25 protein-coding genes, 3 tRNA genes and 2 pseudogenes are annotated in these 24348 nt (G+C 60.9%); 7 read left to right on the top strand and 23 right to left on the bottom strand.

The window, feature by feature from the left end; all coding sequences use genetic code 11:
• The 15 genes and pseudogenes from BM194_RS19430 to BM194_RS19505 form a co-directional block, all read right to left on the bottom strand.
• Positions 1–292: pseudogene (locus tag BM194_RS19430) on the bottom strand (transposase); the annotation flags it as partial.
• A 62-nt stretch (positions 293–354) separates the two neighbouring features.
• Positions 355–597 carry a hypothetical protein gene (locus tag BM194_RS19435; protein ID WP_092850386.1) on the bottom strand — a complete coding sequence of 81 codons (243 nt, stop codon included), beginning with the start codon at positions 595–597 and terminating at the stop codon, positions 355–357.
• Positions 597–1211, bottom strand: a complete 615-nt coding sequence (locus BM194_RS19440) for a DUF2857 domain-containing protein (protein ID WP_092850389.1) — start codon at positions 1209–1211, stop codon at positions 597–599. Before BM194_RS19440 ends, BM194_RS19435 begins: the two co-directional genes overlap by 1 nt.
• Complete coding sequence (locus BM194_RS19445) at positions 1208–3262, bottom strand: ParB family protein (protein ID WP_092850392.1); 2055 nt, start codon at positions 3260–3262, stop codon at positions 1208–1210. The genes BM194_RS19440 and BM194_RS19445 overlap by 4 nt, the downstream gene beginning before the upstream one ends.
• A gap of 2 nt (positions 3263–3264) precedes the next feature.
• On the bottom strand, positions 3265–3765 hold the full coding sequence (locus BM194_RS19450; protein WP_143097640.1) for a hypothetical protein: 501 nt from the start codon (positions 3763–3765) through the stop codon (positions 3265–3267).
• A 368-nt stretch (positions 3766–4133) separates the two neighbouring features.
• A complete protein-coding gene (locus BM194_RS19460) occupies positions 4134–4532 on the bottom strand; it encodes a hypothetical protein (RefSeq protein WP_092850399.1) in 399 nt (132 codons plus the stop codon).
• The gene (gene dnaB, locus BM194_RS19465; protein ID WP_092850401.1) at positions 4529–5938 is read right to left on the bottom strand and encodes a replicative DNA helicase; all 1410 of its coding nucleotides are present in this window, start codon (positions 5936–5938) and stop codon (positions 4529–4531) included. The genes BM194_RS19460 and dnaB overlap by 4 nt, the downstream gene beginning before the upstream one ends.
• The gene (locus tag BM194_RS19470) at positions 5928–6818 is read right to left on the bottom strand and encodes a ParA family protein (protein ID WP_092850402.1); all 891 of its coding nucleotides are present in this window, start codon (positions 6816–6818) and stop codon (positions 5928–5930) included. Before BM194_RS19470 ends, dnaB begins: the two co-directional genes overlap by 11 nt.
• Positions 6819–6877: 59 nt before the next feature.
• A tRNA-Thr gene (locus BM194_RS19475) sits at positions 6878–6953 on the bottom strand.
• A gap of 20 nt (positions 6954–6973) precedes the next feature.
• Positions 6974–7048: transfer RNA gene (locus BM194_RS19480), tRNA-Gln, on the bottom strand.
• 6 nt (positions 7049–7054) lie between these two features.
• A tRNA-Phe gene (locus BM194_RS19485) sits at positions 7055–7130 on the bottom strand.
• Between the two features lie 104 nt (positions 7131–7234).
• A complete protein-coding gene (locus tag BM194_RS19490; RefSeq protein WP_092850404.1) occupies positions 7235–7507 on the bottom strand; it encodes an oxidative damage protection protein in 273 nt (90 codons plus the stop codon).
• Complete coding sequence (mutY, locus tag BM194_RS19495; RefSeq protein WP_092850407.1) at positions 7504–8604, bottom strand: A/G-specific adenine glycosylase; 1101 nt, start codon at positions 8602–8604, stop codon at positions 7504–7506. Before mutY ends, BM194_RS19490 begins: the two co-directional genes overlap by 4 nt.
• Before the next feature lie 108 nt (positions 8605–8712).
• Positions 8713–11040, bottom strand: a complete 2328-nt coding sequence (locus BM194_RS19500; protein WP_092850410.1) for an AsmA family protein — start codon at positions 11038–11040, stop codon at positions 8713–8715.
• Positions 11037–11489: an acetyl-CoA sensor PanZ family protein gene (locus BM194_RS19505; RefSeq protein ID WP_092850413.1), complete on the bottom strand. Its 453-nt coding sequence runs from the start codon at positions 11487–11489 to the stop codon at positions 11037–11039. The genes BM194_RS19500 and BM194_RS19505 overlap by 4 nt, the downstream gene beginning before the upstream one ends.
• Positions 11490–11695: 206 nt before the next feature.
• Here BM194_RS19505 and hisB point away from each other — a divergent pair, with 206 nt between their 5' ends.
• The 4 genes from hisB (at position 11696) to hisF (ending at position 14602) form a co-directional block, all read left to right on the top strand.
• A complete protein-coding gene (hisB, locus tag BM194_RS19510; protein WP_092850450.1) occupies positions 11696–12289 on the top strand; it encodes an imidazoleglycerol-phosphate dehydratase HisB in 594 nt (197 codons plus the stop codon).
• Positions 12290–12311: 22 nt separating this feature from the next.
• Positions 12312–12953 (top strand): imidazole glycerol phosphate synthase subunit HisH, encoded by a 642-nt coding sequence (gene hisH / locus BM194_RS19515; RefSeq protein ID WP_092850416.1) that lies wholly within the window; start codon positions 12312–12314, stop codon positions 12951–12953.
• Between the two features lie 105 nt (positions 12954–13058).
• Complete coding sequence (hisA, locus tag BM194_RS19520; RefSeq protein WP_092850418.1) at positions 13059–13826, top strand: 1-(5-phosphoribosyl)-5-[(5-phosphoribosylamino)methylideneamino]imidazole-4-carboxamide isomerase; 768 nt, start codon at positions 13059–13061, stop codon at positions 13824–13826.
• A gap of 2 nt (positions 13827–13828) precedes the next feature.
• Positions 13829–14602: an imidazole glycerol phosphate synthase subunit HisF gene (gene hisF, locus BM194_RS19525; RefSeq protein ID WP_092850421.1), complete on the top strand. Its 774-nt coding sequence runs from the start codon at positions 13829–13831 to the stop codon at positions 14600–14602.
• Between the two features lie 11 nt (positions 14603–14613).
• Here hisF and BM194_RS19530 read toward each other — a convergent pair whose 3' ends face one another.
• Positions 14614–15213, bottom strand: a complete 600-nt coding sequence (locus BM194_RS19530; RefSeq protein ID WP_092850424.1) for a YjaG family protein — start codon at positions 15211–15213, stop codon at positions 14614–14616.
• A 26-nt stretch (positions 15214–15239) separates the two neighbouring features.
• Positions 15240–15536 carry an MGMT family protein gene (locus tag BM194_RS19535; protein ID WP_092850427.1) on the bottom strand — a complete coding sequence of 99 codons (297 nt, stop codon included), beginning with the start codon at positions 15534–15536 and terminating at the stop codon, positions 15240–15242.
• Positions 15537–15627: 91 nt separating this feature from the next.
• Here BM194_RS19535 and BM194_RS19540 point away from each other — a divergent pair, with 91 nt between their 5' ends.
• The gene (locus tag BM194_RS19540; protein ID WP_092850453.1) at positions 15628–16320 is read left to right on the top strand and encodes a type 1 glutamine amidotransferase; all 693 of its coding nucleotides are present in this window, start codon (positions 15628–15630) and stop codon (positions 16318–16320) included.
• On the opposite strand, the gene mnmH is transcribed toward BM194_RS19540, so the two are convergent.
• The 6 genes from mnmH to BM194_RS19570 form a co-directional block, all read right to left on the bottom strand.
• On the bottom strand, positions 16321–17412 hold the full coding sequence (mnmH, locus tag BM194_RS19545; RefSeq protein WP_092850429.1) for a tRNA 2-selenouridine(34) synthase MnmH: 1092 nt from the start codon (positions 17410–17412) through the stop codon (positions 16321–16323).
• Positions 17409–18446, bottom strand: a complete 1038-nt coding sequence (gene selD / locus BM194_RS19550; protein WP_092850433.1) for a selenide, water dikinase SelD — start codon at positions 18444–18446, stop codon at positions 17409–17411. Before selD ends, mnmH begins: the two co-directional genes overlap by 4 nt.
• 54 nt (positions 18447–18500) lie before the next feature.
• Entirely contained in the window at positions 18501–19874 is a 1374-nt protein-coding gene (gene radA, locus BM194_RS19555; protein WP_092850437.1) for a DNA repair protein RadA, read from the bottom strand.
• Between the two features lie 115 nt (positions 19875–19989).
• Positions 19990–20445: a copper resistance protein NlpE N-terminal domain-containing protein gene (locus BM194_RS19560; protein ID WP_092850439.1), complete on the bottom strand. Its 456-nt coding sequence runs from the start codon at positions 20443–20445 to the stop codon at positions 19990–19992.
• A gap of 106 nt (positions 20446–20551) precedes the next feature.
• Positions 20552–21649 carry an alkene reductase gene (locus BM194_RS19565; RefSeq protein ID WP_092850441.1) on the bottom strand — a complete coding sequence of 366 codons (1098 nt, stop codon included), beginning with the start codon at positions 21647–21649 and terminating at the stop codon, positions 20552–20554.
• 91 nt (positions 21650–21740) lie between these two features.
• Complete coding sequence (locus tag BM194_RS19570) at positions 21741–22628, bottom strand: AEC family transporter (RefSeq protein WP_092850444.1); 888 nt, start codon at positions 22626–22628, stop codon at positions 21741–21743.
• A gap of 110 nt (positions 22629–22738) precedes the next feature.
• Between BM194_RS19570 and hisC the strand changes: the two genes are divergently transcribed.
• Entirely contained in the window at positions 22739–23794 is a 1056-nt protein-coding gene (hisC, locus tag BM194_RS19575) for a histidinol-phosphate transaminase (RefSeq protein WP_092850446.1), read from the top strand.
• 205 nt (positions 23795–23999) lie between these two features.
• Positions 24000–24348 (top strand): annotated as a pseudogene (locus tag BM194_RS19580) (transposase); the annotation flags it as partial.

Raw genomic sequence — 24348 nt, forward strand, 5'->3', positions numbered from 1 at the left:
GTTCGTCCGACATCAAGAGAGCAGTAGCCTTTTTTAATATTGCTTTTTCCCGCTCCAGACGATGGACCTGGGCTTCCAGTTCCTGTATCCGCTGCTGCTCCGGCGTCAGTGCCTTGGACTTGGGCGTGACACCATCACGCTCCTCCGCGAGCTGCCTTACCCATCGTCGCAGCGCGCTTTCCACAACGCCGAGCGAACGGCTGGCTTCGGTGATGGAATATCCCTCATCCAGTACCAGACAAGCAGCCTCCTGCTTGAACTCCGGCGTGAAAGATCGTCGTTTTCTGGTCATCAGACACCTCGCTAGGGGTGGCAAGCGTACCACCTACATAGGTGTCCAGTTTTATTGAACCACTACAGGAACGCCGTTGAACGGTCAGCATTCGACATCAGGCGAATCATCTGCCAGCCCAGCACATCGACCGCACCCAGACGATGATCCACCAGCAGTGCCCTGGGAACGGTTTCGTGCGGGTTGCCCAAAAAAAGCAGCCCGTCGAGTGCACCCTCTTCATCAGCCAACGCCGAAGCTTCGGAGCCTCGGCGTTGGGTCAGAAATGACGCGGCGCGCCCAATGAGCACGTCGTAGCTCTTCATCACGCCACTCCTGCACGCCGCACCTGACCCTCGTCCTCACCTGGCACGCTCTTCTGGCGCGCTTGCTCCGGTGTGGTCCATTGCCTGATCAAGGTCCAGATAACGGCCAGAGGAAGCTTGACCTCCTCAGCCAGAACCAGCATGCCGCGAATATCCTCGGACGCTGACGGACTGGATGGATCATCACTAATGGTCTGCCAGCGGTGCCAGGCGTCGATTTCGATGGACTCCTCGGGCATGGGAAGACGCCCTTGTCGACTCGGCACACCAAGTAGAGTACGTCGAGCGGAACAGTCATTGGGGGTCAGCCCGAAAAAGGTGGCCAGCATTTGCACGCTAGCTCCATGACGAATGCAGTGATCAACCAAGCCGTCACGATCCTGATCGCGATCAATGCGTCGCAGCGCAGCCTTAAACGTTTCGTGATCCAGTTCGAAGCGGGCAACACCTGGAAACTCGTTAATTAGGGATTCGATCTCACTGGCACGTAACCGGCTCAGGCGCTGGAGTTCTTCGTTATTAAATCCCAGTGCTCTTGCCCGGCGCATGTCACCCTCGCGAATCAATACCAGGGCTTGGTTGAACAGCGCATGATTGAGTTGTGGTGTCGTCATACCGGTTCCCTCCCTGCATCGTCGAACGCTTCTGCTTCGCGTAATACACGAATCAGCCGGGCTAGCCAGAACACGCGGATGAACAGCCCATCGGGCAGGCGAACGTCGCTGCCGGTACTGTGGCTACCGATCAACTCTCCGAACAGTGACACTTCAGCGGGTAGCATCGGATCAATGTCGCCTTGAAGACCGGCGAGCAACTGCCAGATGAGTTGCGCCCGTCGTCCCGGGTTGTCTCCGAGCGGCCCGAGCTCGTAGCCCAGCCCTTCGCGAGCGTTAAGACGAATAGTTTTGCTGGTACCGCTGGCCTCGATCTCCGCCCAACCGGCCAACGCCTGAATGACCTCGCCGATCTGCATGCGCAAGTCGCGCGGATTACGACGCCAGGCAGGTACATGCCAGAGGTCGGTAATCGGCGCGACGGGACCGCCCGACATCAATGGCACGCTCTTGAGTGCCGCAGCTTCGAAGTCAACCGCTTCTTCTCCATGCTCTCTGGCCTGCCAATGGCGAAGCTGGCGATGCCCTTCACTTTCCTCGTAGGGCGAGAGCGTTAGGTCATCGATTAGGGTTTCTTGTTCTACAAGCGAACGAGTCGGCTGCGGGTTGTGCTCTTGCATGACCCCATCGGTATCCAGCAATTCTCCCCATTCGCCGCTGCCGGAATCGCTAGTGCTAAATGGCTGTGGCGCAACTGCCGTTTGCTGGGATTGTGTTTCCAGCTCGGCGTTGCGTTGTTCGAGCTGCTCGAGCTGGGCGCGCATCGCCTTCATCTCCGGCGATTCATCAATGCCACCTGGGGTTGGTACGCTGCGCTCGCGGGGCTGGGTAGGCGACGTTGGTGACAGGTTTGTCTGGCCGTCCTCAAAGGTCAGATCATCCAAGTCGCCACCGTGGCATTTCTCACTGAGACTGATATTCCTAGCTTGACCAGCGTTCCGTTGCGACAGCAGGGCATTACTTCCTGATGAGGTCCTCTGGCTACCTTTGCCTACGCTTTCTTCCTGTGGTGGGTAAAAATGCCGCTCCTGGGGCTGACGAAGCCGCTCCAGCTCGCTGTCGACTGTAGTCCAGATATCGGCTTTCTCTTCGTCGCTGGCGGCCCGCGCATACTTACGCACAGTGAACCAGTTCTTCCATGCCATATCGATCGGATTGAAATGCAGCCCGGTCTGGTCATGGAGCATGCCCTTAAGACGATCCTCGACGAGGTTCCAGCGGAATTCGGTCTGGCCCTCATAGTCGAGCTGTGCCATCTCCTCATGCCATGCTTGGGCGAAGTCACCATCGACGACGCTAGTCGCCCACGGTTCCCCCTCGCCAAGATCGTCGGCATGGGCCTCCCAATAGGCGCGGCAACGTTCCCAGCACTCTTCGCAAAACTGGCGATAGGAAATTAGCTTCTCGATTTGGGGTCGGCCCATGCCGCTGTCGAGTGATAGAGGAAGCGTGGGCAGGAAGTGCTCGATGGTATATAGCATGCGGCTGATATGGCTTTGGTTAATGGTATAGCCGAGTGCCTGTAGGCGCTTCGTCAGCTCACGTTGCGATATCGCCTTTTTCTCCTCCTCCTCGATCATTCGCTTAGCCTCATAAACACCCCGTGCCCGCTCTATCCAACTGAGCTGACCCCGGTTATCGTTCTCGGCAAGATGGCCTGCGAGGACGTTGATTTCGCCCTGCCAAGGTATGAAATGACAGTCCTGATAGTAAAAGCGCTCCTCGCCAGTCTCCTCGTGCAGCTCCTTGAGTATCTTCAACCGGGTATTACCGCCATCAGAAATCATGTAGCGGTCATCCCCCGGACGCTGGGTGACAGTCAGCTTCTGCTTGAGCCCCACAGCCCGGATGGAAGCCTTTATCTCTTCATACTTGGGATTGTGCTGTGTCCGGGGGTTGCGATCGTACGGCCGTAGATGATCAAGCGTCAGCGACATCGACATTTCAGTGGTCGGCGCGGGCAGCCGGTCGGCAGGTTTGGTATTCAGCTTCGGGCCAGGCTGGGTTAGCTTGGCCGTAATTTCATTCGGTGTAACTGAATGTTTGCTCATAATTACCACTCCGGCTGCCACGAGGCGGACAATTCAGGATCGAATAGGCGGCCAAGCTGCTGATTCATGTGATCGATACTCTGAATAAATCCGATCAGGTTGTGATTGCTATGCTCTTCGGCGGGGTATTCCTGGCACAGCTGGGCTACCCCTCGGCGTAGATCAGTGAGGTTGTCACTGACGATCACTAGCAGCTCGAAGTCACTGAGGTTGTGATACTGAAGCTGTGCCCAACGCAGGCTGTGATGAGGCTTCACCTCGAGCCGGCTTGTCCTGTCACAGGCCATGTGGAACACCAGCCAGGTGTCTGCCAAAAGCGAGCGCAACGTGGCGTTGTGCTTGGTTCGCGCCTGGGGATACGCCTCAAGCCAAGCGTCCAGTATCTTGACCCAGTTGGCGAACGGATCGGTCGCCCCCAGGGCTAAACACTCCCGAGGCGTCAGGTACCGCTCCATGCCAGCGCCATGCGATTTACGGACGGGGAAACGTAAGATATTAGCCATGGGTCCCCCATTCCGGCGCCTCTGAGCGAAACTGTAATAAAAGCGAGGTTTATGGCCTGCTGTATACTCCTTGCCAAGGATGCAACCGAGGGTCATGGCCTTCCCTCCTCTTGTTGATCCACCCGGCGCAGGCGTGCCAGCACGTTCCTCTCGGCGCGGGCATCGCTAGGTGAGAAGCCGGTAAACACAGGGGGACATCCGGGCTTTGTAAAGCGGACATGGCCGCCGCGAGTTCGTTCGACAACCCAACCGTGAGAGACAGCGAAGCGGACAACACGCTTCAGGGCATGGGATGAGCAATGGATTGGAAGCGAGTCAGTCATGGGTCACCCCCAGTCCGAGCTCATGCATTAATGGGGTAATGGAGATCATGGCCCACCCTCCCTAGTCTCTCCCTGCTCTGTGGGGCCGGTCTGGTTCAGCGTATGTACCTGGGTAGCAACGGCATGGGCCAGAAATCGCTCCATTGCAGATATTTCGAGACTGCCATCCCGTGATAAGAAGTCACTAAGGGAGAAGTAGAGATAGTCGTCGAGATCCTCCGCAGGAACGAGGTACTCGCTACGAACGCACCAGTCACCGGGCTCAAGCTCCCCATAAAGACAGCCTGAACCGGCTGCATTCAGAGTCGCTTTGTCCATACGAACCAGATCGAAGTCCAGCGAGACGGGGTAGCCGTCGAGGTAACAAACTGGCACGTACCGCCTACCGGTATCCTTCTTTTCCCAATAGAAATGCACTTCGACACTCAGTGCGCAGAGATTCATACCCGACCTCCCTCATGGTGCTTCCATTCCAGCGGCTCGAATCGAGTGCTTGATCCAAGAAAGGCCAGATGCGCCGTACCAGTGGGGCCGTTGCGCTGCTTACCGATTATCAGTTCAGCCAAGCCTTTGTTATCTGGAGCATCGGGGTTATAGACCTCGTCTCGATAGACGAAGCCGATGACATCCGCGTCCTGCTCGATCGCGCCGGAATCGCGAAGATCGGCGAGCCCAGGACGCTTGTTCGGCCGGTTCTCTAGGCTTCGATTGAGCTGAGCCAGTGCGATGACAGGGCAGTTCAGCTCCTTGGCCGTGGCCTTGAGGATGCGCGAGATTGCCGAGATCTCGTTGTTGCGATTCTCGCAGCCAGGCTCTTCGAGGAGCTGAAGGTAGTCGATCAGAATTAATACTGGCTTGCCGTGACGACGCATCATCCGGCGGGCCCGGGATTTTAGTGAGGTTGCCGAGATGCCGCTGGAATCATCGATGAAGAGGCGATCCTCGAAGCCCAGGATGTTGTTGGTCGCCGCAGTTAACATCTCCCAGTCGCCGTCCCCCAGCTTACCGGAGCGAAGTTTGCTCATATCGAGCCGCCCCATACTGGCCATCAGGCGCAACATCAGCTGCTCTTGAGGCATTTCCAAAGAGAAGACAAACACTGGCGCGCTAGCCATCTCGCAGCGTCCCGCTGTAGCAATCAGCGCATTCTCGACCAAGTTCATACCGAACGTGGTCTTGCCCATGGAGGGGCGGCCAGCAATGACGATGAGATCCGAGTCTTGCCAGCCGCCAGTTAGGGCATCTAAATCTTTATAGCCAGTAGGTGTCCCTGTTATCCCATCCTTGGCATTGAATGCGCGGTCGATCGTCTCGATCGCCGACGATAGCGCTCCACGAATACCGGTCCATCGGCTCTGGCGTTCCTCGGCCAGCCCGAACAGTTGGCGTTCGGTGGCCTCGATCAGAGCCTTGCTCGGCTGCTTGCCATCCAATGCACGCTGGCTGAGCTCGCGGCCCATGGTAGCCAACTGACGGCGACGTTGATGCTCTAGCACGATGTCAGCGTAGGCAACGACATTGATTGCCGATGGCGTGTTACGTGCAATTTCAGCCAGATAGGCCAGACCACCGATAGATTCAAGATGTCCGTCCCGCTCTAGTAGCTCGGAGATCGTCACTACGTCCAGCGGCTTATTGTCACGAGCAAGCTCGTCCATGGCCTTAAAAATGCGCCGATGCGGATAGCAGTAGAATGCGTCGGTATCGATGATCTCGCAGATGTCATCCCACTTGCTGTTATCCAGCATCAATGCGCCTATTGTGGACTGCTCCGCCTCGATGCTATGCGGCGGCATTAATCCCATGATCTCGGCGTTGGTCGGCGTCTGACTTTTGGCCTCAATGGACATGGCCCACCCCCAGCCTGCCGGTTCCGGGCTCATCGTTAGGGCGAATCGCGCCCACGGCACAAATGGCCTCGGCCCACTCGGGATAGAGATCGGCGGCGACGGCCTTTATCTGGTCAGCACAGGATGGGGCCTTGCGACCCGAGGGCTTACGCGGCTCGACGCGATGTACTGGCAAGCTTTTCAAAGCTGCTGAGCGGTACGCTGATAGATTGACCAAAGGTGTATCGAGGACACGGATGCCCTGATCTTCAACATCAGAGTACATGCTGCGGATGCTGTCCGAGATTTCGCGAGCATCACGCAGTTGGTCGGTCATCTTGTTGAGTAAGATGGAAACCGGCGGCACTTCGAAGCGGGTATACCGAGCAAGCTCACGAAGCTCATTGAGCATACCCTGCGTACCACGCACGAACTCACGGGCAGTCAGCAATTCGGGAACGATGGGTGAGACTAGATGATCGGCGGCAAGAACGGCCATTTCGAGCAGAATCGAGCGGGCACCCTGGGTATCGATAAGGATGGCGTCATAGCGATCGGCAAAGCGATCCAACAGGCCGATTAGGCGGAAGCGACCGTTCGGTGCATTGAGCAACAGCTGCTGTAGCTGATTCCGATAGTCATTGGATACGATGATATCGAGATTGGGGATGGATGTGCGGGAAATGATCTGATCGAGCTCGACCAATTCGGTAGCGAGCAGCTCGTACACCCCGCCAGGGGCCGGCTGTAAAAGATCATAATACGAGGAAAGCGTGGGCTGGGAATCCAGGTCGATGAGGAGAACTCGGAAGCCTGCATCGGCCAGGAGGCCGCCCAGATTGGCGGTTGCGGTGGTTTTACCCACGCCGCCCTTGGAACAAACCGTAGCGGAAACACGCATGAAACTGCACCTCACTCATTAGTAAATGAAGCGAGTGCAGAGTTTTCACGCCTTAGCTATGGTGCCGACACCAGGAGTCGAACCCGGGACCTACTGATTACAAGTCAGTTGCTCTACCAACTGAGCTATGTCGGCATAGCATAGAGACGTTGGCGTGGCTGGGGTACCAGGATTCGAACCTGGGAATGCCGATACCAAAAACCGGTGCCTTACCACTTGGCGATACCCCAGCAGTGTGGTGGCCAGAGACGGAATCGAACCGCCGACACGGGGATTTTCAATCCCCTGCTCTACCAACTGAGCTATCTGGCCGCTGCCAACGGGGACATATTTAAACGCAAAGCTTCGCGACGGTCAAGCCTTTTTATTTCAAAAAGATGGCGAGCATGCTCGTTGGCTCGCCAAGCCCTCCGACATCACGCCTTGGGCGGTACATACCCCTCGGCCTGGTCGGTGTCGCGATTGTCCAGAAAGCGCTCCATCTGCTCCATGAGGTAGCCGCGGGATTGTGGATCGAGAAGATTGAGGTGCTTCTCGTTGATCAGGCGCGTCTGGTGTGCCTGCCATTCTTCCCAGGCCTGACGCGACACCGTACGCTGGATTTCAAGTCCTTTTTCGCCGGGAAGCGGCGGGAAGGGCAAGGCTTCGAGCTCTTGCTGGTACTTGCGGCAAAAGACGGTTTGGCTCATGGCATGTCCTCCTTGGCGTGGATAGGCAATTGCTGCAGTGTGTCCAACAGCGACTTGACCGGCGCTGCCAACCCGATGCTGACAGGTGTGCGCGGGTTATACCAGAGACGGCCCGAGTCACTCACGGCGCCGGTCGACCGCACCAGCGTCACCGGCTGCGGCAGAATGGTCAGCCGGAAGTGACTGAAGGTATGCGTGAATGCCTGCCACGCTGGCTCACGGGTCGCCCCAGGCGCGTGACAGTCGAGCCAGGCCTGCAGCGCCTCGTCATTGTCAAACTGCGGGAAGCACCACAGCCCACCCCAGATCCCGCTGGGTGGGCGCTGCTCAAGCAGTACCTGCCCATGGCCATCGCTCAGTAAGAGCATGATAGTGCTGCGCTCGGGCAACGCCTTCTTGGGCTTGGATTCGGGAAAGCGCCGCTCTTCGCCCCGGGCATGAGCGACACACACGTCCTCGAAGGGACACAACAGGCAGCTTGGCTTGCCGCGCGTGCACAGTGTCGCCCCCAGGTCCATCATGGCCTGACTGTAGTCAGGCAGGCGGCGATCCGGCGTGTAACGCTCGGCCAGCCGCCACAGCTCACGTTCCACCGGCGTTCTGCCAGGCCAGCCTTCGACCGCATGCAAGCGAGCCAGTACCCGCTTGACGTTGCCATCGAGAATCACCGCACGCTGACCGGTACTGATACTGACGATGGCTCCCGCCGTGGAGCGACCGATACCCGGCAACGCTGCCATGGCCTCGAGACTGTGTACGGGAAACTGACCGCCATGCTCCGCAACGACCACCTGCGCGGCACGATGCAGATTGCGGGCGCGAGCGTAGTAGCCCAGCCCGGTCCATAGGTGCAGCACCTCATCCTGCTCTGCCGCTGCCAGATCTTCGACCCGAGGAAACCGGGCCATGAAGCGCTCGTAATAGGGAATGACCGTAGCGACCTGGGTCTGCTGGAGCATGATTTCCGACACCCACACCCGGTACGGGGTCTTGTCGTGCTGCCACGGCAGTGTCTTGCGGCCGTAGCGGTCGAACCATTCGAACAGACGTGTCTGAAAAGCGTCAGGATTCAAATCGATGGGATGTGCTTGCGTCATGTTTTTAGGCATAAAAAAGCGCCGACGGGGGAATCGGCGCAGGACTGGCTTGTTGGTGTGCCGGCATCGCCGCCCCGAGCGGGACGACGACGCACGGCAGCGTGTTGCTCATTGAAATAGACCGCGGATCGCGTTGCGGAGTTCCTGGCTTTTTTCTTCGCCAAGGCGCTCCTCGATCTTTTCGCTGATCTTCTCGGCTGCCTTCTGCTTGACCTCGTCCCGGGCCAGGTTGGTCAGGGCCTGCTCGAAGGCATCGCGATCGAAACGGCACCACTGCTTGGGTTCACCATCCAGGCTACCCTCGCAATGCACTGGCAACGGCACGCGCTCCAGGCGCGGATTGACGTTACAGGCCGCATCGGCGGTATCCACAAAGCGGGCGCGTGCATCATAGACGAAGCGCTCCGTGGGCAGGTTGAGCTCACCTTCACCTGTCAGTTCGATACCAGGAATCGCGACATGCAAGTCCTCGTTGTGCACGACACCGTTGGTCACGGTGAGGTTGCCGTCGAGGCGATCGAAGCGTGTATCCGGACTCCATTCACGGCTTGTCGTTTCCCCTTCGAGCATGGCGACCGCCGTGCAGAGCTCCTGAGACACGTTGACGTCGAAGATTGCGCCATCGGCAATACGGAACGTCGCCTGTCCATTAAGGTTACGCTCGAGCGTCTCGAGGCTATTGGTCCGCGAGGTGAACTCGCCGTTCAGGTTGAGACGACCGCGCAAAGGCGAAGGCTCGCCACTGAAATCCTCGACCAGCGGGACGACTTGAACGTTTTCCAGGCGTGGCGCGAATGCCCAGCGAATCGGCGTTTCGCGCACGTTCAGGCTGGCCGACGTAGCAAGCGTGCCATCATAGAGCTTGGCCGTGAGCGACTCCAGGCGATGGATACCTTGCTCACCCGCCAGCTTGAGCGACGGCGACAGCAGCGTGACACCCTTGGCCTTGACCTCGTCGAAGGCCAACTGGCCATTCACGGACAGACCGCGCAGCAGTTCGACAGGCACCAGTTCGCCGGCGGCTTCCTGGGCGTAGGCTGATGGGACTCCGACATTATCCAGCCAGGCCGTTTCTTCATCCGGCGCCGTTGTCTCCTCACTGGCTGGCGGCAGATACCCATCCAGATCGAGGCGATCGCCTTGCAGATCGAAGTTGATTGACTGTCCATCGAGTCCGGCGCCCAGCCGCCCGGTCAGGGTGGTATCGTCGACCACCAGGGTCAGGCCGGTCAGGGTGACCTGATCCAGGTTGCCCTTGAACGGACTGGTAAGCGCCACCTCGCTCAACGCTTCATCATTGACAGTATCAAGCTCGACACCAAAGCGTTCCAGCCAAGGACGAAGCGACAGCGGCGCGAGGCTGATCTGGCCAGTGTAGCTGGGCGCAGTCAGTAGATCGGTCAGCGACAGGGTGCCGGAGAGCTTGAGGTTCTTGCCGCTGGTCAGCAGCAGATCGCGCACCTGAGCGGTGCCCTGCTGGGTATTGGCCTCGGCGGCAAAGGTCAGGGTCGCCGGCAAGGCATCTTCCCCGAGGGCGGGATGCTCGACGCTGGCTGTGACCTCGCCCTCTTCAAGCTGGAAATGGCCATTTGCCAGTTCGGCGACGATTTGACTGGCCTCGAGCGATACTGCCTGCTCGCGCTCCTGAAGTTCGGCCACCTGGGTCAGAGTCTCCAGGCTCAGATCCTGAAGCGTATAGCGATTTTCCTCCAGATCGAGGCGTACCCTGCTCTGCAGCGATACGTCGCTGGTCAGGCTCGGCGACACATTATCGACCACGAAGCTGGCCTTGAGCGGAAAGGCCTTGGCCGGACTGACGTTGGTCCCGGTCAGTGACAGGTCGCGCAGCGTGACGTCCAGGTCGCTGCGCGCATCGGCGTAGCGGATACGGCTATTCTCCACCTGCACCCGGGCAATATCCAAGGCGATGCCAATCGCTTCCTCCTGGGCGTCACCAATGGAGTCATCGGCCGGCGCCGTCGTGTCGGGCTGCTGCTCTGCCCCTTCTTGGGTTGCCGCATCCTCGATCTGCTCGAGCAAGGCTTCCCAATTGCCCCGGCCCTGAGCGTCCCGCTCCAGATCGAGCCGCATGCCGTCGAGAATCAGGCCATCGATGGCAACCTCGCCGGACAGCAGCGGCGCAAAGGCCATGCTCACCTCGGCCCGCTCGATGGCGGCGAAGGCCGTCTCGTCATGCGGCTGACGGGGTAGCCAGGCACGCGCATCTTCCACGCTGACTCCCAAACGTGGATAGAACGACCAGTTCAGGGGGCCATCCAGGGCCAGCTCCAGCCCGCTCTGCTGACGCACTGCGTCGATCAGACGGGGCTTGAGGTCGTTGGGATCGAAAAAGGTCGTGATGTAGACCACGGTACCGACCACCAACAGTCCCAACACACCGACAATAGCCAGTAGCGCGCGCACCAGCCCTCTCATTGGCATCCTCCTGACGCAAAGGGATTGAGTTCGAAATAGGAGCCGCTCGCCTCGAGCCGATACCCCAGACGCGTCAGCAACAGCTGATCCTCCAACTGCAGCTGGGTGGTCTCGATACGCAGCACGGCATCCTGAGCATGGGCCGCCTCGGCGATCAGTATCAGCAGCCGCGATCCTACACCACGCCGCCGCGTGGTCTTGCGCACACAGAAATGCGACAGCCACCAGGCGTCGGCGTGCTTGATAACGCTGACGGCCGCCAACAGACGATCGTTGAACGAGGCACCGCAGAAGACACCGCCCTGCTCGAGATGTTCACGCACGAAGACATCGGGTAATCGTGGCAGGCGCTCCCGCGGCGCGTCGTGATAGATGCGTGACAGGTCCGTGCGGACCTGGTCTTCGGCCACCCAACGGGCATGATCGACTTCTTCCAACGTTACCGGCATGCATCGTCTCCCCTGATGGAACGACAATGCCGCCGCTCCCGTTCTTGTGCCCGCATTGTAGCGGATGGGCATGGCGATTCTCTATAATGGCAGGCCCGGTTGACGCTGTATTGCGCCAGGTGCGCTGCGCGTCGCCATCATGTATCCGGCACAACAAGCCGGCATCGAAAGCCCGTAGGGAGAAAGCTCGGATGGAAAGCCCGACGATACCCGAGCGTGTCGCCACGGTGTCACGCGACACCTCCGAAACCCAGATCACGGTGACCGTGAACCTTGACGGCACAGGCCGCTTCAGGGCTGAAACCGGCGTGCCGTTTCTCGATCACATGCTCGACCAGATCGCCCGTCATGGGCTGATCGATCTCGACATCGTCGCCAAGGGCGACCTGCTTATCGACGACCACCATACGGTCGAGGATCTCGGCATCACGCTAGGCCAGGCTTTCGACAAGGCGATCGGCGACAAGCGCGGCATCCGTCGCTATGGCCATGCCTACGTGCCGCTGGATGAAGCGCTGTCCCGGGTGGTAATCGATTTCTCCGGCCGCCCCGGATTGTTCATGGATGTCGAATTCACGCGCGCCGTCATCGGCCGGCTGGATACCCAGCTGTTCTGGGAATTCTTCCAGGGCTTCGTCAACCACGCCCGCGTGACGTTGCACATCGATAACCTCAAGGGCTTCAATGCCCATCATCAGGCCGAGACCATTTTCAAGGCCTTCGGTCGGGCCCTGCGCATGGCGGTGGAGCCAGACCCGCGCATGGCCGGGCAGATGCCTTCCACCAAGGGCTGCCTTTGATCACCAACCGCGAGGAGCGAGCATGACGATTGCCGTCATTGACTATGGCATGGGGAATCTCCACTCGGTGGCCAAGGCCCTCGAGCATGTCACTCACGAGCATGTGGTGATTACCCGCGACCCCCGCAGCATTCGTGGGGCGACCCGCCTGGTCCTGCCGGGCCAGGGCGCCATGCGCGACTGCATGGGAGAGCTCCAGCGCACCGAGCTGCAAGGTCTGGTGCAGGAACTGCTGGCTTCACAGGCCAAGCCGCTGCTGGGGATCTGTGTTGGTCAGCAGATGCTGATGGAGCGCAGCGAGGAAAATGGCGGCATCGAGTGTCTGGGCTTCCTGCCCGGCCAGGTGCGCCATTTCGGCCAGGACCTGCGCGACGAGGAAGGTCGACGACTCAAGGTGCCGCACATGGGCTGGAATCAGGTCACCCAGCACCACGCCCACCCCCTATGGGACGGGATCGAGGATGGCTCACGCTTCTATTTCGTGCACAGCTACTACGTCGAGGCCGAGCGTGACGAGGATATCTTCGGCACCACGCAATACGGTGGTGTCGAGGCTCACGTGGCAACCGGGCGCGATGCGGTCTTCGCGATCCAGTTCCATCCCGAGAAGAGTGCCGATGCCGGGCTGCGGCTGTTGGAGAACTTCGTCAACTGGGCACCCTGAGCGCGCCAGTCAACCTCTGCTAGCGAGGGCCGACGCCCTTTCTTTCGATCCGCCACTACGTTTCATTGCGCCCCGGTTCTTCCGGTGTGCTCACGAGGACACGACATGCTGGTTATTCCCGCCATCGATCTCAAGGACGGCCAATGCGTCCGCCTCAAGCAAGGGCGCATGGATGACGCCACCAACTACGGCGACGACCCGGTGGCCATGGCCGCGCGCTGGGTCGAAACCGGCGCGCGTCGCCTGCACCTGGTGGACCTCAACGGCGCCTTCGAGGGCAAGCCGGTCAACGGCCAGGCGGTCACTGACATCGCCCGCGCCTATCCCGACCTGCCGATCCAGATCGGCGGGGGCATTCGCTCTGCAGAGACCATCGAGCATTACCTGAATGCCGGCGTTTCCTATGTGATCATCGGGACCAAGGCGGTCAAGGAGCCGGCGTTCGTCACCGAGATGTGCCGCCTGTTCGAAGGCCATGTCATTGTCGGCCTGGATGCCCGCGATGGCTTTGTGGCCACCGACGGCTGGGCCGAGGTTTCGACCGTCAAGGCCACTGACCTGGCCAAGCGCTTTGCCGATGACGGCGTCTCGTCGATCATCTATACCGACATCGCCCGCGACGGCATGATGCAGGGCGTCAATATCGAGGCCACCGTGGAACTGGCCCGCGAAGGCGGCCTGCCGGTGATCGCCTCCGGCGGGGTGACCAACCTCGAAGACATCCGTGGCCTGGCCCGTGTCGCCGATCAGGGTATCCTTGGCGCCATCACCGGCCGTGCCATCTACGAAGGGTCGCTCGACGTGACCGAAGCGCAGCGACTATGTGATGAAATAGCTGGCGAACTCGACGGCAACGCACCCCGGGAGAACTGATCATGGGTCTGGCCAAGCGCATCATTCCCTGTCTCGACGTCGACGCCGGCCGTGTGGTCAAGGGCGTCAACTTTGTCGGCATCCGCGACGCCGGCGACCCGGTGGAGATCGCCAAGCGTTACAACCAGCAGGGTGCCGACGAGATCACCTTCCTCGACATCACCGCCAGTCACGAGGACCGCGACACCACGGTGGAAATGGTCGAACGCATCGCCGGTGAGGTCTTCATTCCACTGACCGTGGGCGGCGGCATCCGCACCTGCGAGGATATCCGCACGATGCTCAACGCCGGGGCCGACAAGGTCTCGATCAATACCGCGGCGGTGACCAATCCCGACTTCGTGCGCGAGGCCGCCGAGCGCTTTGGCAGCCAGTGCATCGTGGTCGCTATCGACGCCAAGCGGGTAGCCGGGGAAGGCGAAACGCCGCGCTGGGAAATCTTCACACATGGCGGACGCAAGCCCACCGGGCTCGATGCCGTGGCCTGGGCGCGCAAGATGGTGGACTACGGTGCCGGTGAACTGCTGCTCACCAGCATGGATCGTGACGGCACCAAGGCCGGCTTCGACCTGGGGGTGACCCGGGCTATCTCCGAGGCGGTGGCAGTGCCGGTGATCGCCTCGGGCGGTGTCGGCAATCTCGACCATCTGGTGGAGGGCGTGACTGAGGGAGCCGCCGATGCGGTGCTCGCGGCGAGCATCTTCCATTTCGGCGAATTCACGATTCCCGATGCCAAGCGCTACATGGCCGAGCACGGCATCGAGATGCGCCTGTAACACCAGAGCGGCTAGTCGAGGCTCAGGCCCAGATTGCTGATCCCACCGTTGCGGCCAAAACGCCGCAGTGCCTTGAGAGCATCGCGATCCAACTCGTCCTCGACTCGCTCGAGGACGGCCTCCTGAAAGTCGAATTCGTCATCCATGAGCGGATGCTGGCGAATGCGCTCGGCGTTGCGCTCGGCATCGTCTTCATCACTGCCTTCGGTCATTTCGATGAAGGCCTGCACGCCATTGCGCGAGACCTGGCTGACTTCCTGAGGAGCCTCCTCAGCGTCGCCCTGCAAAGCGTCGAGTAGCGCCGACAGGGCCACCACGGTTTCCACGGCGCGCCGGGCGCCGAAGCTATCGTCGCCTGCCGGCGGCTCGAGTTCCGAGAGCTTTTCAGCCTGACGGGCAAAATCGATGCGAGCGTCCTTGACCAACAATGCTTCCCAGACCAGGTCGAGTACGGCACGCAGGCCCTGTGGCTCGCCCTGCTCGGTCATCTGGGCGTAGAGCGTATAATTGGGCAGCAGGCGCTCACAGAGTGCCGCCATGAAAGCCAGCCGCTGACGCTTGTTCAGGCTTCCCAGCCGGGCCTTGAATCCAGCCCCGGATGACTCGCTCATATCGGTTCCCTTGGTTGCTTTGAATTTCATGGCCACAGCAGTTCACGATTGATTCGCCCGCGGGCGTCAAAGGCGACCCCCTCGGCGCGCAACTGCTCGCGCTGACGCACGGCTCCGCCATGCTCGGTCACCTTGAGGCTGGCATTGACGACCCGGTGCCAGGGCAGGCCATGCTCGCCGGGCAATTGCGCCATGGCGCGTCCAACCATGCGTGCCGTGGCACCGTCGGTCATTTTCGCTACGCGACCGTAGGTTGTCACGCGCCCTTCGGGAATGCGCGACACGATGGTATAGATTTGCTCCAGCAACTCATTACGGGGCATGCCCCACCTCTCCAGCACGCTTCATAAAACCCGGTACGACATACAACTACCACTGGACGCTGTCGTCGAGCTTATCCATCATGACATCATCATGCATATCTACTTTCTACAGCACGCTGCCTACGACGGCCCCGCCCGCCTGGCCGACTGGCTCACGGGCATGGGGCACAGCTACAACATCTGTCATCTTTACGCTGGCGAGGTCCCGCCACGCTTCGAGGACTGCGATGGGCTGATCCTGCTCGACGGCCCTCAGGAACTTGATGACACCGAGCGCCACCCCTGGCTACGTCGCGAAAAGAAGCTGGTCAGTCGCGCCCTGAAAAGTGGCAAGCCGATCCTCGGGATCGGTTTCGGTGCTCGCCTGATCGCCGCCGGCCTGGGGGCTGTCGTGTCACAGGGGACCTATGCCGAAACCGGCTGGCATACCGTGACGTTGGCCCCGGACAGCCCTTTCGACCTGCCCGAGCACTTCGAGGCCTTCCACTGGCATCGCGACATCTTTGGCCTGCCCGAGGATGCCCTGCCCCTGGGTGCCAGCTCGGCCAGTCCGGTGCAGGGTTTCGCCTGGGATCGTGGCCGGGTGGTCGGCCTGCAGTGCCGGCTTGAGGCAACCCATAGCAGCGTCGAGTCGCTGCTCAGCCATGCGCCGACCGACCTGGATCAACAGGGCCCTTACGTTCAGAGCCGCGAGGAGATCCTGGCCGACCCGCGGCGCTTCGACCAGCTCGCCGCACTGCTCGATCGTGTCATGCTGCGCTGGCTGGCAAGCCCTGTCGGATAATCATTGCGGCTGGCGATCCTGCCAGTCGCGAGCAAACGCCAGGCAACTGTCCCAGTCACCGACATGCAGGAAGGTCTTGTCCTGCTTCTCGAGTTGGTAGCGATACATTGGGTCGTAGTATTCGGTAAGCAGGGGTGCCAGCCAGGCCTCGTGCGCCTGGGGGTTGCCCTGCTCGTGTTCGCGAAACGCCAACTGCTGAAGCCGCTGCAGGCGTGCCAGGCGCGCGCTACCGAGCCGCTTACGCAGCCGGCCCAGGGCACCGCTCAGCTGTTTGCGCATCAGGGCCCAGCCTAGCCACTCGCCATACTGGCTGGCATAGATCGTCCACAAATCCTCGATATAGTCCTTGTGGATGCGCGCCAGACGCCAATCCAGCGGCATCTCGACACGCACCCGGGGAGCACGCTCCATGGCATGCCAGAACGTCAGCGGCACGTTGACGGTGCCGATGTGACGTGACTCGTCCTCGACCACGCAGGGCCCCGGCACGCTCAACAGTCGCAGCCCCATGACATGCTCGAAATCGATTTGCGCAGGAACGGGCAGCGGATGTCGCCCGAAGGCGGACCCCTTGTGACGCGCACAGGCCTCCAGGTCGAGTCCCGTATCGAGCTGCTGGATCAACTCGGTCTTGGCGCAACCGGTCAGCCCCCCGATCACCAGCAGCGGCCGCTCGGCGGCGGCGTCGATGCGCGAACACAACGCCTGGCGCATGGCCTTCCAGCCACCACGAATACGTGGCTGAACGATACCTGCGTCGGCCAGCCACTGCTGGACGATCTGCGAACGCAGACCGCCACGGTAGCAGTAGATGAGCGCATCGGGATGCGCCTCGAGCGCCTGGCGCCAAGCGGCCAGCCGTGAGCGACGGATGCCTCCGTAAACCAACCGTTGGCCTAGGGCGATCGCTGCCTGCTGACCCTCCTGCTTGTAGCAGATGCCTACCTGGCGACGCTCCTCGTCATCCATGAGTGGCAGGTTGATGGCACCGGGGAGCGCCCCCTGGGCGAACTCGACCGGTGCCCTTACATCGATAAGCCGCCGTCCCTGGCGGAGCCATTCAAGATCCGGCTCGACCAGTGGTAGCGTCATCCACGCACCTCAAGCAGGGCCTCGCCATCGGCCTTGAGACACTCACCGAAAGGTTGCAGGTCGAGTTCATGGGCACGCCCGATGCGTTCTACGTCATCGGCCCATGAGGGGTGCACGGCAAGCAGCAGGCCGCCGGACGTCTGCGGATCGCACAGCCATTGCCAGTGAGTGTCGTCCATGGCCGGCAGCTTGCTGCCCAGCGCATTGCGGTTACGCTCGGTACCGCCGGGCACAGCGCCTTGACGGCGGTAGGCCTCGGCTTCGGCCAGGCGCGGTAATTGCTTGAAGTCGATTCTCGCTTTCACTCCGCTGGCGGCACATACCTCAACCAGATGCCCCGCCAGCCCGAAGCCGGTGACATCGGTCATGGCATGCACGCCGGATACGCGGGCCAGCTCGCTGCCGATCGCGTTGGGGACCAGCATGGTCTCGCGCGCCAGGTCGTGATGCCCTGCCTGGAGCAGCCCTTTCTTCTCGGCAGTAGTGAGCAGCCCGACGCCGAGCGGCTTGGTGAGATAGAGCAGGTCTCCGGGTTGCGCGCCCTTGTTGAGCTTGAGATGGTCGAGATCGACCAGGCCGTTGACGGCCAGGCCAAAGATCGGCTCGGGGGCATCGATCGAATGCCCGCCGGCCAGGGCCAGCCCCAGCTCGCGGCATACCGACTGGGCCCCCGCCACCACGTCACCGGCAATATCCGCACCGAGCTTGTCGAGCGGCCATCCGAGAATGCCCAGCGCCAGGACCGGGGTGCCGCCCATGGCATAGACATCGCTGATGGCGTTGGTCGCCGCGATACGCCCGAAATCGAACGGGTCATCGACGATGGGCATGAAAAAATCGGTCGTCGCGATCATTCCACGACCATCACCCAAGTCATAGACGGCAGCGTCCTCACGCCCCTGGTTGCCCACGATCAGGCGGGCGTTGCTGGCCCCGGGGCCGGCCTTGCTGAGAATGCCATCGAGGACATCGGGCGCGATCTTGCAGCCGCAACCGGCTCCGTGGCTGTACTGGGTCAGGCGAATGGCGCTCATCGGTTACCTCCTTGCCAACTGTCACGAGATTCTACCGCAGTCATGGCCTGCGGCTCATAGCGCTTCCAGCGCTTCGGCGAGCTTGTCGACGGCAATCACTTGCATGCCGTCAGGTACCGCCTTGGGCACATTGGCACGCGGCACAATGGCCCGAGCGAAACCGTGCTTGGCCGCCTCGACGATCCGCTCCTGCCCGCTGGGCACCGGTCGAATCTCGCCAGACAAGCCAACTTCACCGAATACCACCAGTTCACGTGGCAACGAGCGATTCTGCAAGCTCGACACCACCGCCAGCAGCACGGCCAGATCGGCACTGGTTTCCAACACCTTGACACCACCGACGACGTTGAGAAAGACGTCCTGGTCGCCGGTGAACAATCCACCATGCTTGTGCAGCACCGCCAGCAGCATCGACAGCCGGTTGCCATCGACCCCCACCGCCACACGGCGCGGATTGCCGAGGGCGGATTCGTCGACCAGTGCCTGCACCTCGACCAGGATAGGTCGGGTACCCTCCCAAACCACCATCACGAGGCTGCCCGGCGCCTGTTCCTCGGCGCGTGAAAGAAAGATCGCACTGGGATTCTTCACTTCCTTCATGCCATGTTCGAGCATCGCGAACACGCCAAGCTCATTGACCGCCCCGAAGCGGTTCTTCTGACCGCGCAAGGTGCGAAACCGCGAATCGGCCCCCCCCTCGAGCAGCAAGGAAGCGTCGATCATATGCTCCAGTACCTTGGGGCCGGCCAGGGTACCGTCCTTGGTGACGTGCCCCACCAGCAACAGCACGGTATTGGTCTGCTTGGCAAAGCGTGTGAGCGCGCTGGCCGATTCGCGTACCTGGGCCACGCCACCGGGTGCCGAACTGATGTCTTCCAGATGCATGGTCTGGATGGAGTCGATGATCAATATCTCGGGTTTCTCGCGTTCGGCGACGCCGAGAATGGTCTCGATGCTGGTTTCGGCGAGCATCTTCAGGCCCTGCACCGGTAATTGCAGCCGGTGGGCACGCATCGCCACCTGCGACAGCGACTCTTCACCGGTCACGTAGAGAACGCGACGCTGCTGGGCGAGCTTGCATGCTACCTGCAATAGCAAGGTCGACTTGCCGGCCCCTGGATTACCGCCCAGTAATACCGCGGAACCAGGCACCAGGCCCCCGCCCAGTACGCGGTCGAACTCGCCGAACGTCGACGAGAGCCGGGGAACTTCGGTGAGATCCACGGCGGAGAGATCGACGACCTCACGCGATACGATACCGGCATAACCGCTACGTCCACTGGCGGGGGCACTGGCACCAGGGCGCGACGGCGCCAGGCGCACTTCGCTCAGCGTGTTCCACTCACGGCAACTGGAACATTGTCCCTGCCATTTGGTGTATTCAGCGCCACATTCGGTGCATACGAAAGCGCTTTTCGCTTTGGCCATCGCGGCTCGGTCTCCCCTACCTCGTTTTGCCTATTCTACCAGCCGCGCTGCCAGGCACAGAAACGCCAGGGGCGGCCCGAAGGCCGCCCCTGGCGTTGGCGCGAACTGGCGTCGATTATTGACGCTGGAGACGCAGCATTTCGCCGTTCTCGAAGCGCCGACGCTGGGGGTCGATCAATTCGAGGGTGTTCTCGTCGAGCTTCAGGAAGTAATACACCTGCCCTTCACCCTGCGGCGTCAACTCGTACACAGTCGCCTCGGGATCGGCTGCAGTGCCGCTGAGTACATCCCACTGCCCCTGATAGGTCTCAGCGGGTGGATTCTGGGGATGTTCGCGATAGTTCGCATCGAGCGTGAAGGTGCGCTCGGCGTCGGCTGCCGCTTCAGTCCCCTCCAGCGCGACTTCGATATCGATGCCCGCACAGTTGCGGCACGGCAAGGTCCCCTCGTAGATTGCCGCCTGTTCTTCAGCGGTCATCGCACCGGGCGCCTCCCCCTGCTGGGTACCGGCTGCACAACCGCCCAGCAATGCCAGCAGCGCGGAACCGGCCAGCAACGTCCTGAATCGCATATGTCTTCTCCTAACCAATGGGTGCAGGGCTGCTCTGTTACAGTCAGCTAGGCTACAGCATAGCGGTAAGCCTCGCCCGATGACAGAGGCAGCCCCACGCTATCGGTTAGTCCAGCGTCGGATAGTCGGTATAACCCTCGGCGCCCCCACCATAGAAGGTCGCCGGATCCGGCTCGTTGAGCGGCGCCTCGCGGCGAAAACGCTCGACCAGGTCGGGGTTGGCGATATAGGGTCGGCCGAAGGCGGCGGCATCGCCTAGGCCATCCGCGATCAGGCGTTCGGCCCGCTCGGCGGTGTAGTGACCGCAGTAGATGAGGGTACCGCGGAAACCGTCACGCAGTTGCCTGCGGAAGTCATCCGTCAGTTGCGGCCCTTCGCCGGTCCAGTCGGGCTCGTTGATGTGCAGGTAGGCTATCTTGCGCAGCGACAGCTGTTCCGCCAGGTAGTGCATCATGGCTTCGGGCTCGTCGTCCGTCAGGCCAAAGATCTCGATGAACGGCGATAGGCGCACACCCACCCGGTCGGCACCCATCACCTGGCTGACCGCATCAACGACTTCAAGCAGCAGGCGAGCCCGGTTGGTTACATTGCCACCGTAACGGTCGGTACGCTTGTTCGAGCCAGTGGCCAGGAACTGCTGTAGCAGATAGGCATTGGCGGCATGCACCTCGACCATGTCGAACCCGGCGCGCTTGGCGCGTGTGGCGGCCTGGCGGTAATCATTGATCAACGCAGGGATCTCGTCGGTTTCCAGGGCTCGCGGCGTGCTGGTCGGATGCTGGCCGGCGGAGCCGTCGGCGAACTCGACGAAGCATTGCGCCCCTTCGCCACGCAGCGCACTGGGCGCGACCGGCTGCTGACCGTCGGGCTGGACCATTTCATGTGAAACGCGACCGACGTGCCAGAGCTGCAACGCGATACGCCCCCCTTCGCGGTGTACGGCATCGACGACGTTCTTCCAGCCGGCCTCCTGCGCATCGGTATAGATGCCCGGCGTGTAGACATAACCTCGTGCCGTCGGAGAAATATTGGTCGCTTCGCTGATGATCAGGCCGGCCCCGGCACGCTGGGCATAATAGGCGGCCTGCAAATCACCGGGGATACTGTCGGGTGTCCGCGCGCGGGTCAGAGGCGCCATGATTACGCGATTGGGAAGTTCGAGACGCCCCATGGTCAACGATGAAAGCAGTTTTTCGAAAGCCATGCTATCTCCTTGTGCATGTGTTCGGCTGGGTAGTGACAAGCAACATGGCGATCGTTAGAAAACTAATCAAGCCTGCCAGTCATTGTTTCTTTCAACCGCTCCCCATAGAAAAAACAAATCCCAGCACGGCCGGCATCACCAGCAGGCTACCCAGGTTGCCGATCAGGACCAACGAGGCGACCTGCTGGGGTTGCTGGCGGTACTGCTCGGCCAACAGGTAATTGAGTACCGCTGGAGGCAATGCGGCAAATACCCAGAGCGATGCTGCCTGAAGCCCCTGTAGATCCAGCCAGTGGATGAGCGGCCATGCCAGGATCAGCCCACTCAACGGGCACGCCACCGCGCCCAGCACGCCGATCTTCCAGTCGCTGAAATCGACATCGAGCATGCGTACCCCGAGAGCGAACAGCATCAACGGAATGCTGACCCCACCCAGCATGTTCATTGCCTCGAGCAGCCAGCTCGGCAGAGAAATCCCGCCCAGGTTGAATATCAATCCCGCCAGGCTGGCGAAGACGATGGGCATGCGCAGTATGCGCCACACCGGGGTGCGTGGATCGAGCATGTACAGGCCGACCGAAAAGTGCAGCAGCATCTCGATGATGAAAAGCACCACTGCAGCGGGCAGGGCTTCCTCACCGAACGCCAGAACCAGCAGGGGAATGCCCATGTTACCGGTATTGTTGAACATCATCGGCGGCAGGAACGTCTTCAGGTTCAGGCGCAGCGCGTGTGCCAGAGGCCACAGCAACAGGCCGGAGCCAAGCACAATGATCACCGCGGCCAAGGCCAGCGACGCATAATCCTGCAGCGGTGCCTGACGGTCGGCCAGTACCGCGAACACCAGCAACGGCACGAACAGCTCCATGTTCAGGGTATTTAGCCCCCGAATGTCCGGTGTACGATAACGTCCATACAGCGTGCCGCATCCCGTGATCAGGAACACAGGCAACAGCGTGGCAAGTATCTTGGTGATCATTGGGATGTTCCGGGCGAGCAAAGCTAGCAGCCTAACATGGTGGCGCTTGCGCGGCCCGACAGCTCGCGTCACCATTGGTCTAACGTTCCTTCCCACCGATGCGAGACGTCATGAGCAGATTCTGGAGCCCCGAGGTACGCGAGCTGACACCTTACGTCCCCGGTGAGCAGCCCCGCGAGCGGCTGATCAAGCTGAATACCAACGAGAACCCCTATCCACCGGCACCGGGGGTCGAACAGGCACTACGCAACTACCCTGCCGATCATCTGCGCCTCTACCCCGACCCCGACGCCACAGCCCTGCGTGACGCTCTTGCCAAAGAGTATGGCGTCGACACCGAGCAGGTCTTTGTCGGCAACGGCTCCGATGAGGTTCTGGCTCTGGCCTTCCAGGCCTTCTTCCGCCAGGACAAGCCGCTGCTCATGCCGAGCATCACCTACAGTTTCTATCCGGTCTATTGCCGCCTGTACGGGATCAAGTCCCGCACACTCGCTCTGGATGATGACTGGCAGGTGCCACTGGAGGCCATGCACACCGACAACGGCGGCATCATCTTTGCCAATCCCAACGCCCCGACAGGTCACGGCCATGGCCGAGATGCCATCGGCCGCCTGCTCGAGCGCAACCGTGACAGCGTCGTGCTGGTCGATGAAGCCTATGTCGATTTTGGCGGAGAGAGCGTCGTGCCGCTGGTGGCACGCTATCCCAACCTGCTGGTTACAGGCACCTTCTCCAAATCGCGTAGCCTCGCCGGCCTGCGCCTGGGCTATGCCATCGGCTCGCATGAACTGATCGAGGGACTCGAACGGGTCAAAAACTCGTTCAACTCCTACCCCATCGATAGCCTGGCGATTGCCGCCGGTGTTGCTGCCCTGGAAGATACGGCACACTTCGATGCCTGTCGGGAACGGGTCATCGCCACCCGCGAGCGCACCCGGCAACGCATGGAGAGCCTGGGCTTTACCGTGCTGCCATCGCAGACCAACTTTCTGCTCGTGACGCACCCTGATTTCAATGCCGGAGAACTATTTGTCGGGCTGCGTGAGCGCGGGATACTGGTACGTCATTTCAATACCGAAGCCCTGCAGGACTTCCTGCGCATTTCCATGGGTACCGATGACGAAATGGATAGCCTGATCGAGGCGCTGGAAGACCTTTGTCGCTGAACCGGCAGTAGATCGCCGTGCCTGACATGAAGAAGCCCAGCTGATGCTGGGCTTCTTCATGTTTTCCTAACCGCAACGAAAAAACCCCAGCCGGTTGGCTGGGGTTTTCGAAGAGATGCCTGTCGATTAACCTTCTCCCCTGAAACCGGTCCATCGGCAATGTGAGATTTCCGCTACGTTTACTCTGATAGCAGGAGATCTCGCCATGAAGCGTAATCGCCATACCGAAGAGCAGATCATCAGTATTCTCAAGGCCAACGAGCGCGGCGTCTCAATCGCCGAGCTGGCCCGCCAAAACGGCGTGACCGAGCAGACCCTTTACCGCTGGAAGGCCAAGTACATCGGCATGGAGGTGTCGGAGGCCAAGCGCCTCCGCGAGTTGGAAGCCGAGAACGCCCGACTCAAGAAGCTGTTGGCGGAAAGCGCCCTCGACAATGCCGCGCTCAAGGAGATCGTCTCGGGAAAGTGGTGACGCCCGAAGCGAAGCGGCGGGCGGTACAGCATCTGGTGGCGGGCGGCTGGCTCAGCCAGCGAGGCGCCTGCCGACTGCTGGG

The organism is Modicisalibacter xianhensis (assembly GCF_900113605.1).
GTDB lineage: Bacteria > Pseudomonadota > Gammaproteobacteria > Pseudomonadales > Halomonadaceae > Modicisalibacter > Modicisalibacter xianhensis.

Coding starts and splice junctions, on each gene's coding strand:
- BM194_RS19560 (WP_092850439.1), bottom strand. CDS start 20,445: ATGCGATTCAGGACGTTGCTGGCCGGTTCCGCGCTGCTGGCATTGCTG.
- hisC (WP_092850446.1), top strand. CDS start 22,739: ATGAGCAGATTCTGGAGCCCCGAGGTACGCGAGCTGACACCTTACGTC.
- BM194_RS19530 (WP_092850424.1), bottom strand. CDS start 15,213: ATGAGCGAGTCATCCGGGGCTGGATTCAAGGCCCGGCTGGGAAGCCTG.
- BM194_RS19460 (WP_092850399.1), bottom strand. CDS start 4,532: ATGAATCTCTGCGCACTGAGTGTCGAAGTGCATTTCTATTGGGAAAAG.
- BM194_RS19505 (WP_092850413.1), bottom strand. CDS start 11,489: ATGCCGGTAACGTTGGAAGAAGTCGATCATGCCCGTTGGGTGGCCGAA.
- BM194_RS19535 (WP_092850427.1), bottom strand. CDS start 15,536: ATGCCCCGTAATGAGTTGCTGGAGCAAATCTATACCATCGTGTCGCGC.
- BM194_RS19470 (WP_092850402.1), bottom strand. CDS start 6,818: ATGCGTGTTTCCGCTACGGTTTGTTCCAAGGGCGGCGTGGGTAAAACC.
- hisA (WP_092850418.1), top strand. CDS start 13,059: ATGCTGGTTATTCCCGCCATCGATCTCAAGGACGGCCAATGCGTCCGC.
- BM194_RS19490 (WP_092850404.1), bottom strand. CDS start 7,507: ATGAGCCAAACCGTCTTTTGCCGCAAGTACCAGCAAGAGCTCGAAGCC.
- radA (WP_092850437.1), bottom strand. CDS start 19,874: ATGGCCAAAGCGAAAAGCGCTTTCGTATGCACCGAATGTGGCGCTGAA.
- BM194_RS19445 (WP_092850392.1), bottom strand. CDS start 3,262: ATGAGCAAACATTCAGTTACACCGAATGAAATTACGGCCAAGCTAACC.
- hisH (WP_092850416.1), top strand. CDS start 12,312: ATGACGATTGCCGTCATTGACTATGGCATGGGGAATCTCCACTCGGTG.
- BM194_RS19500 (WP_092850410.1), bottom strand. CDS start 11,040: ATGAGAGGGCTGGTGCGCGCGCTACTGGCTATTGTCGGTGTGTTGGGA.
- BM194_RS19570 (WP_092850444.1), bottom strand. CDS start 22,628: ATGATCACCAAGATACTTGCCACGCTGTTGCCTGTGTTCCTGATCACG.
- BM194_RS19450 (WP_143097640.1), bottom strand. CDS start 3,765: ATGGCTAATATCTTACGTTTCCCCGTCCGTAAATCGCATGGCGCTGGC.
- BM194_RS19565 (WP_092850441.1), bottom strand. CDS start 21,649: ATGGCTTTCGAAAAACTGCTTTCATCGTTGACCATGGGGCGTCTCGAA.
- dnaB (WP_092850401.1), bottom strand. CDS start 5,938: ATGTCCATTGAGGCCAAAAGTCAGACGCCGACCAACGCCGAGATCATG.
- BM194_RS19540 (WP_092850453.1), top strand. CDS start 15,628: ATGCATATCTACTTTCTACAGCACGCTGCCTACGACGGCCCCGCCCGC.
- selD (WP_092850433.1), bottom strand. CDS start 18,446: ATGAGCGCCATTCGCCTGACCCAGTACAGCCACGGAGCCGGTTGCGGC.
- BM194_RS19440 (WP_092850389.1), bottom strand. CDS start 1,211: ATGACGACACCACAACTCAATCATGCGCTGTTCAACCAAGCCCTGGTA.
- BM194_RS19435 (WP_092850386.1), bottom strand. CDS start 597: ATGAAGAGCTACGACGTGCTCATTGGGCGCGCCGCGTCATTTCTGACC.
- mutY (WP_092850407.1), bottom strand. CDS start 8,604: ATGACGCAAGCACATCCCATCGATTTGAATCCTGACGCTTTTCAGACA.
- hisF (WP_092850421.1), top strand. CDS start 13,829: ATGGGTCTGGCCAAGCGCATCATTCCCTGTCTCGACGTCGACGCCGGC.
- mnmH (WP_092850429.1), bottom strand. CDS start 17,412: ATGACGCTACCACTGGTCGAGCCGGATCTTGAATGGCTCCGCCAGGGA.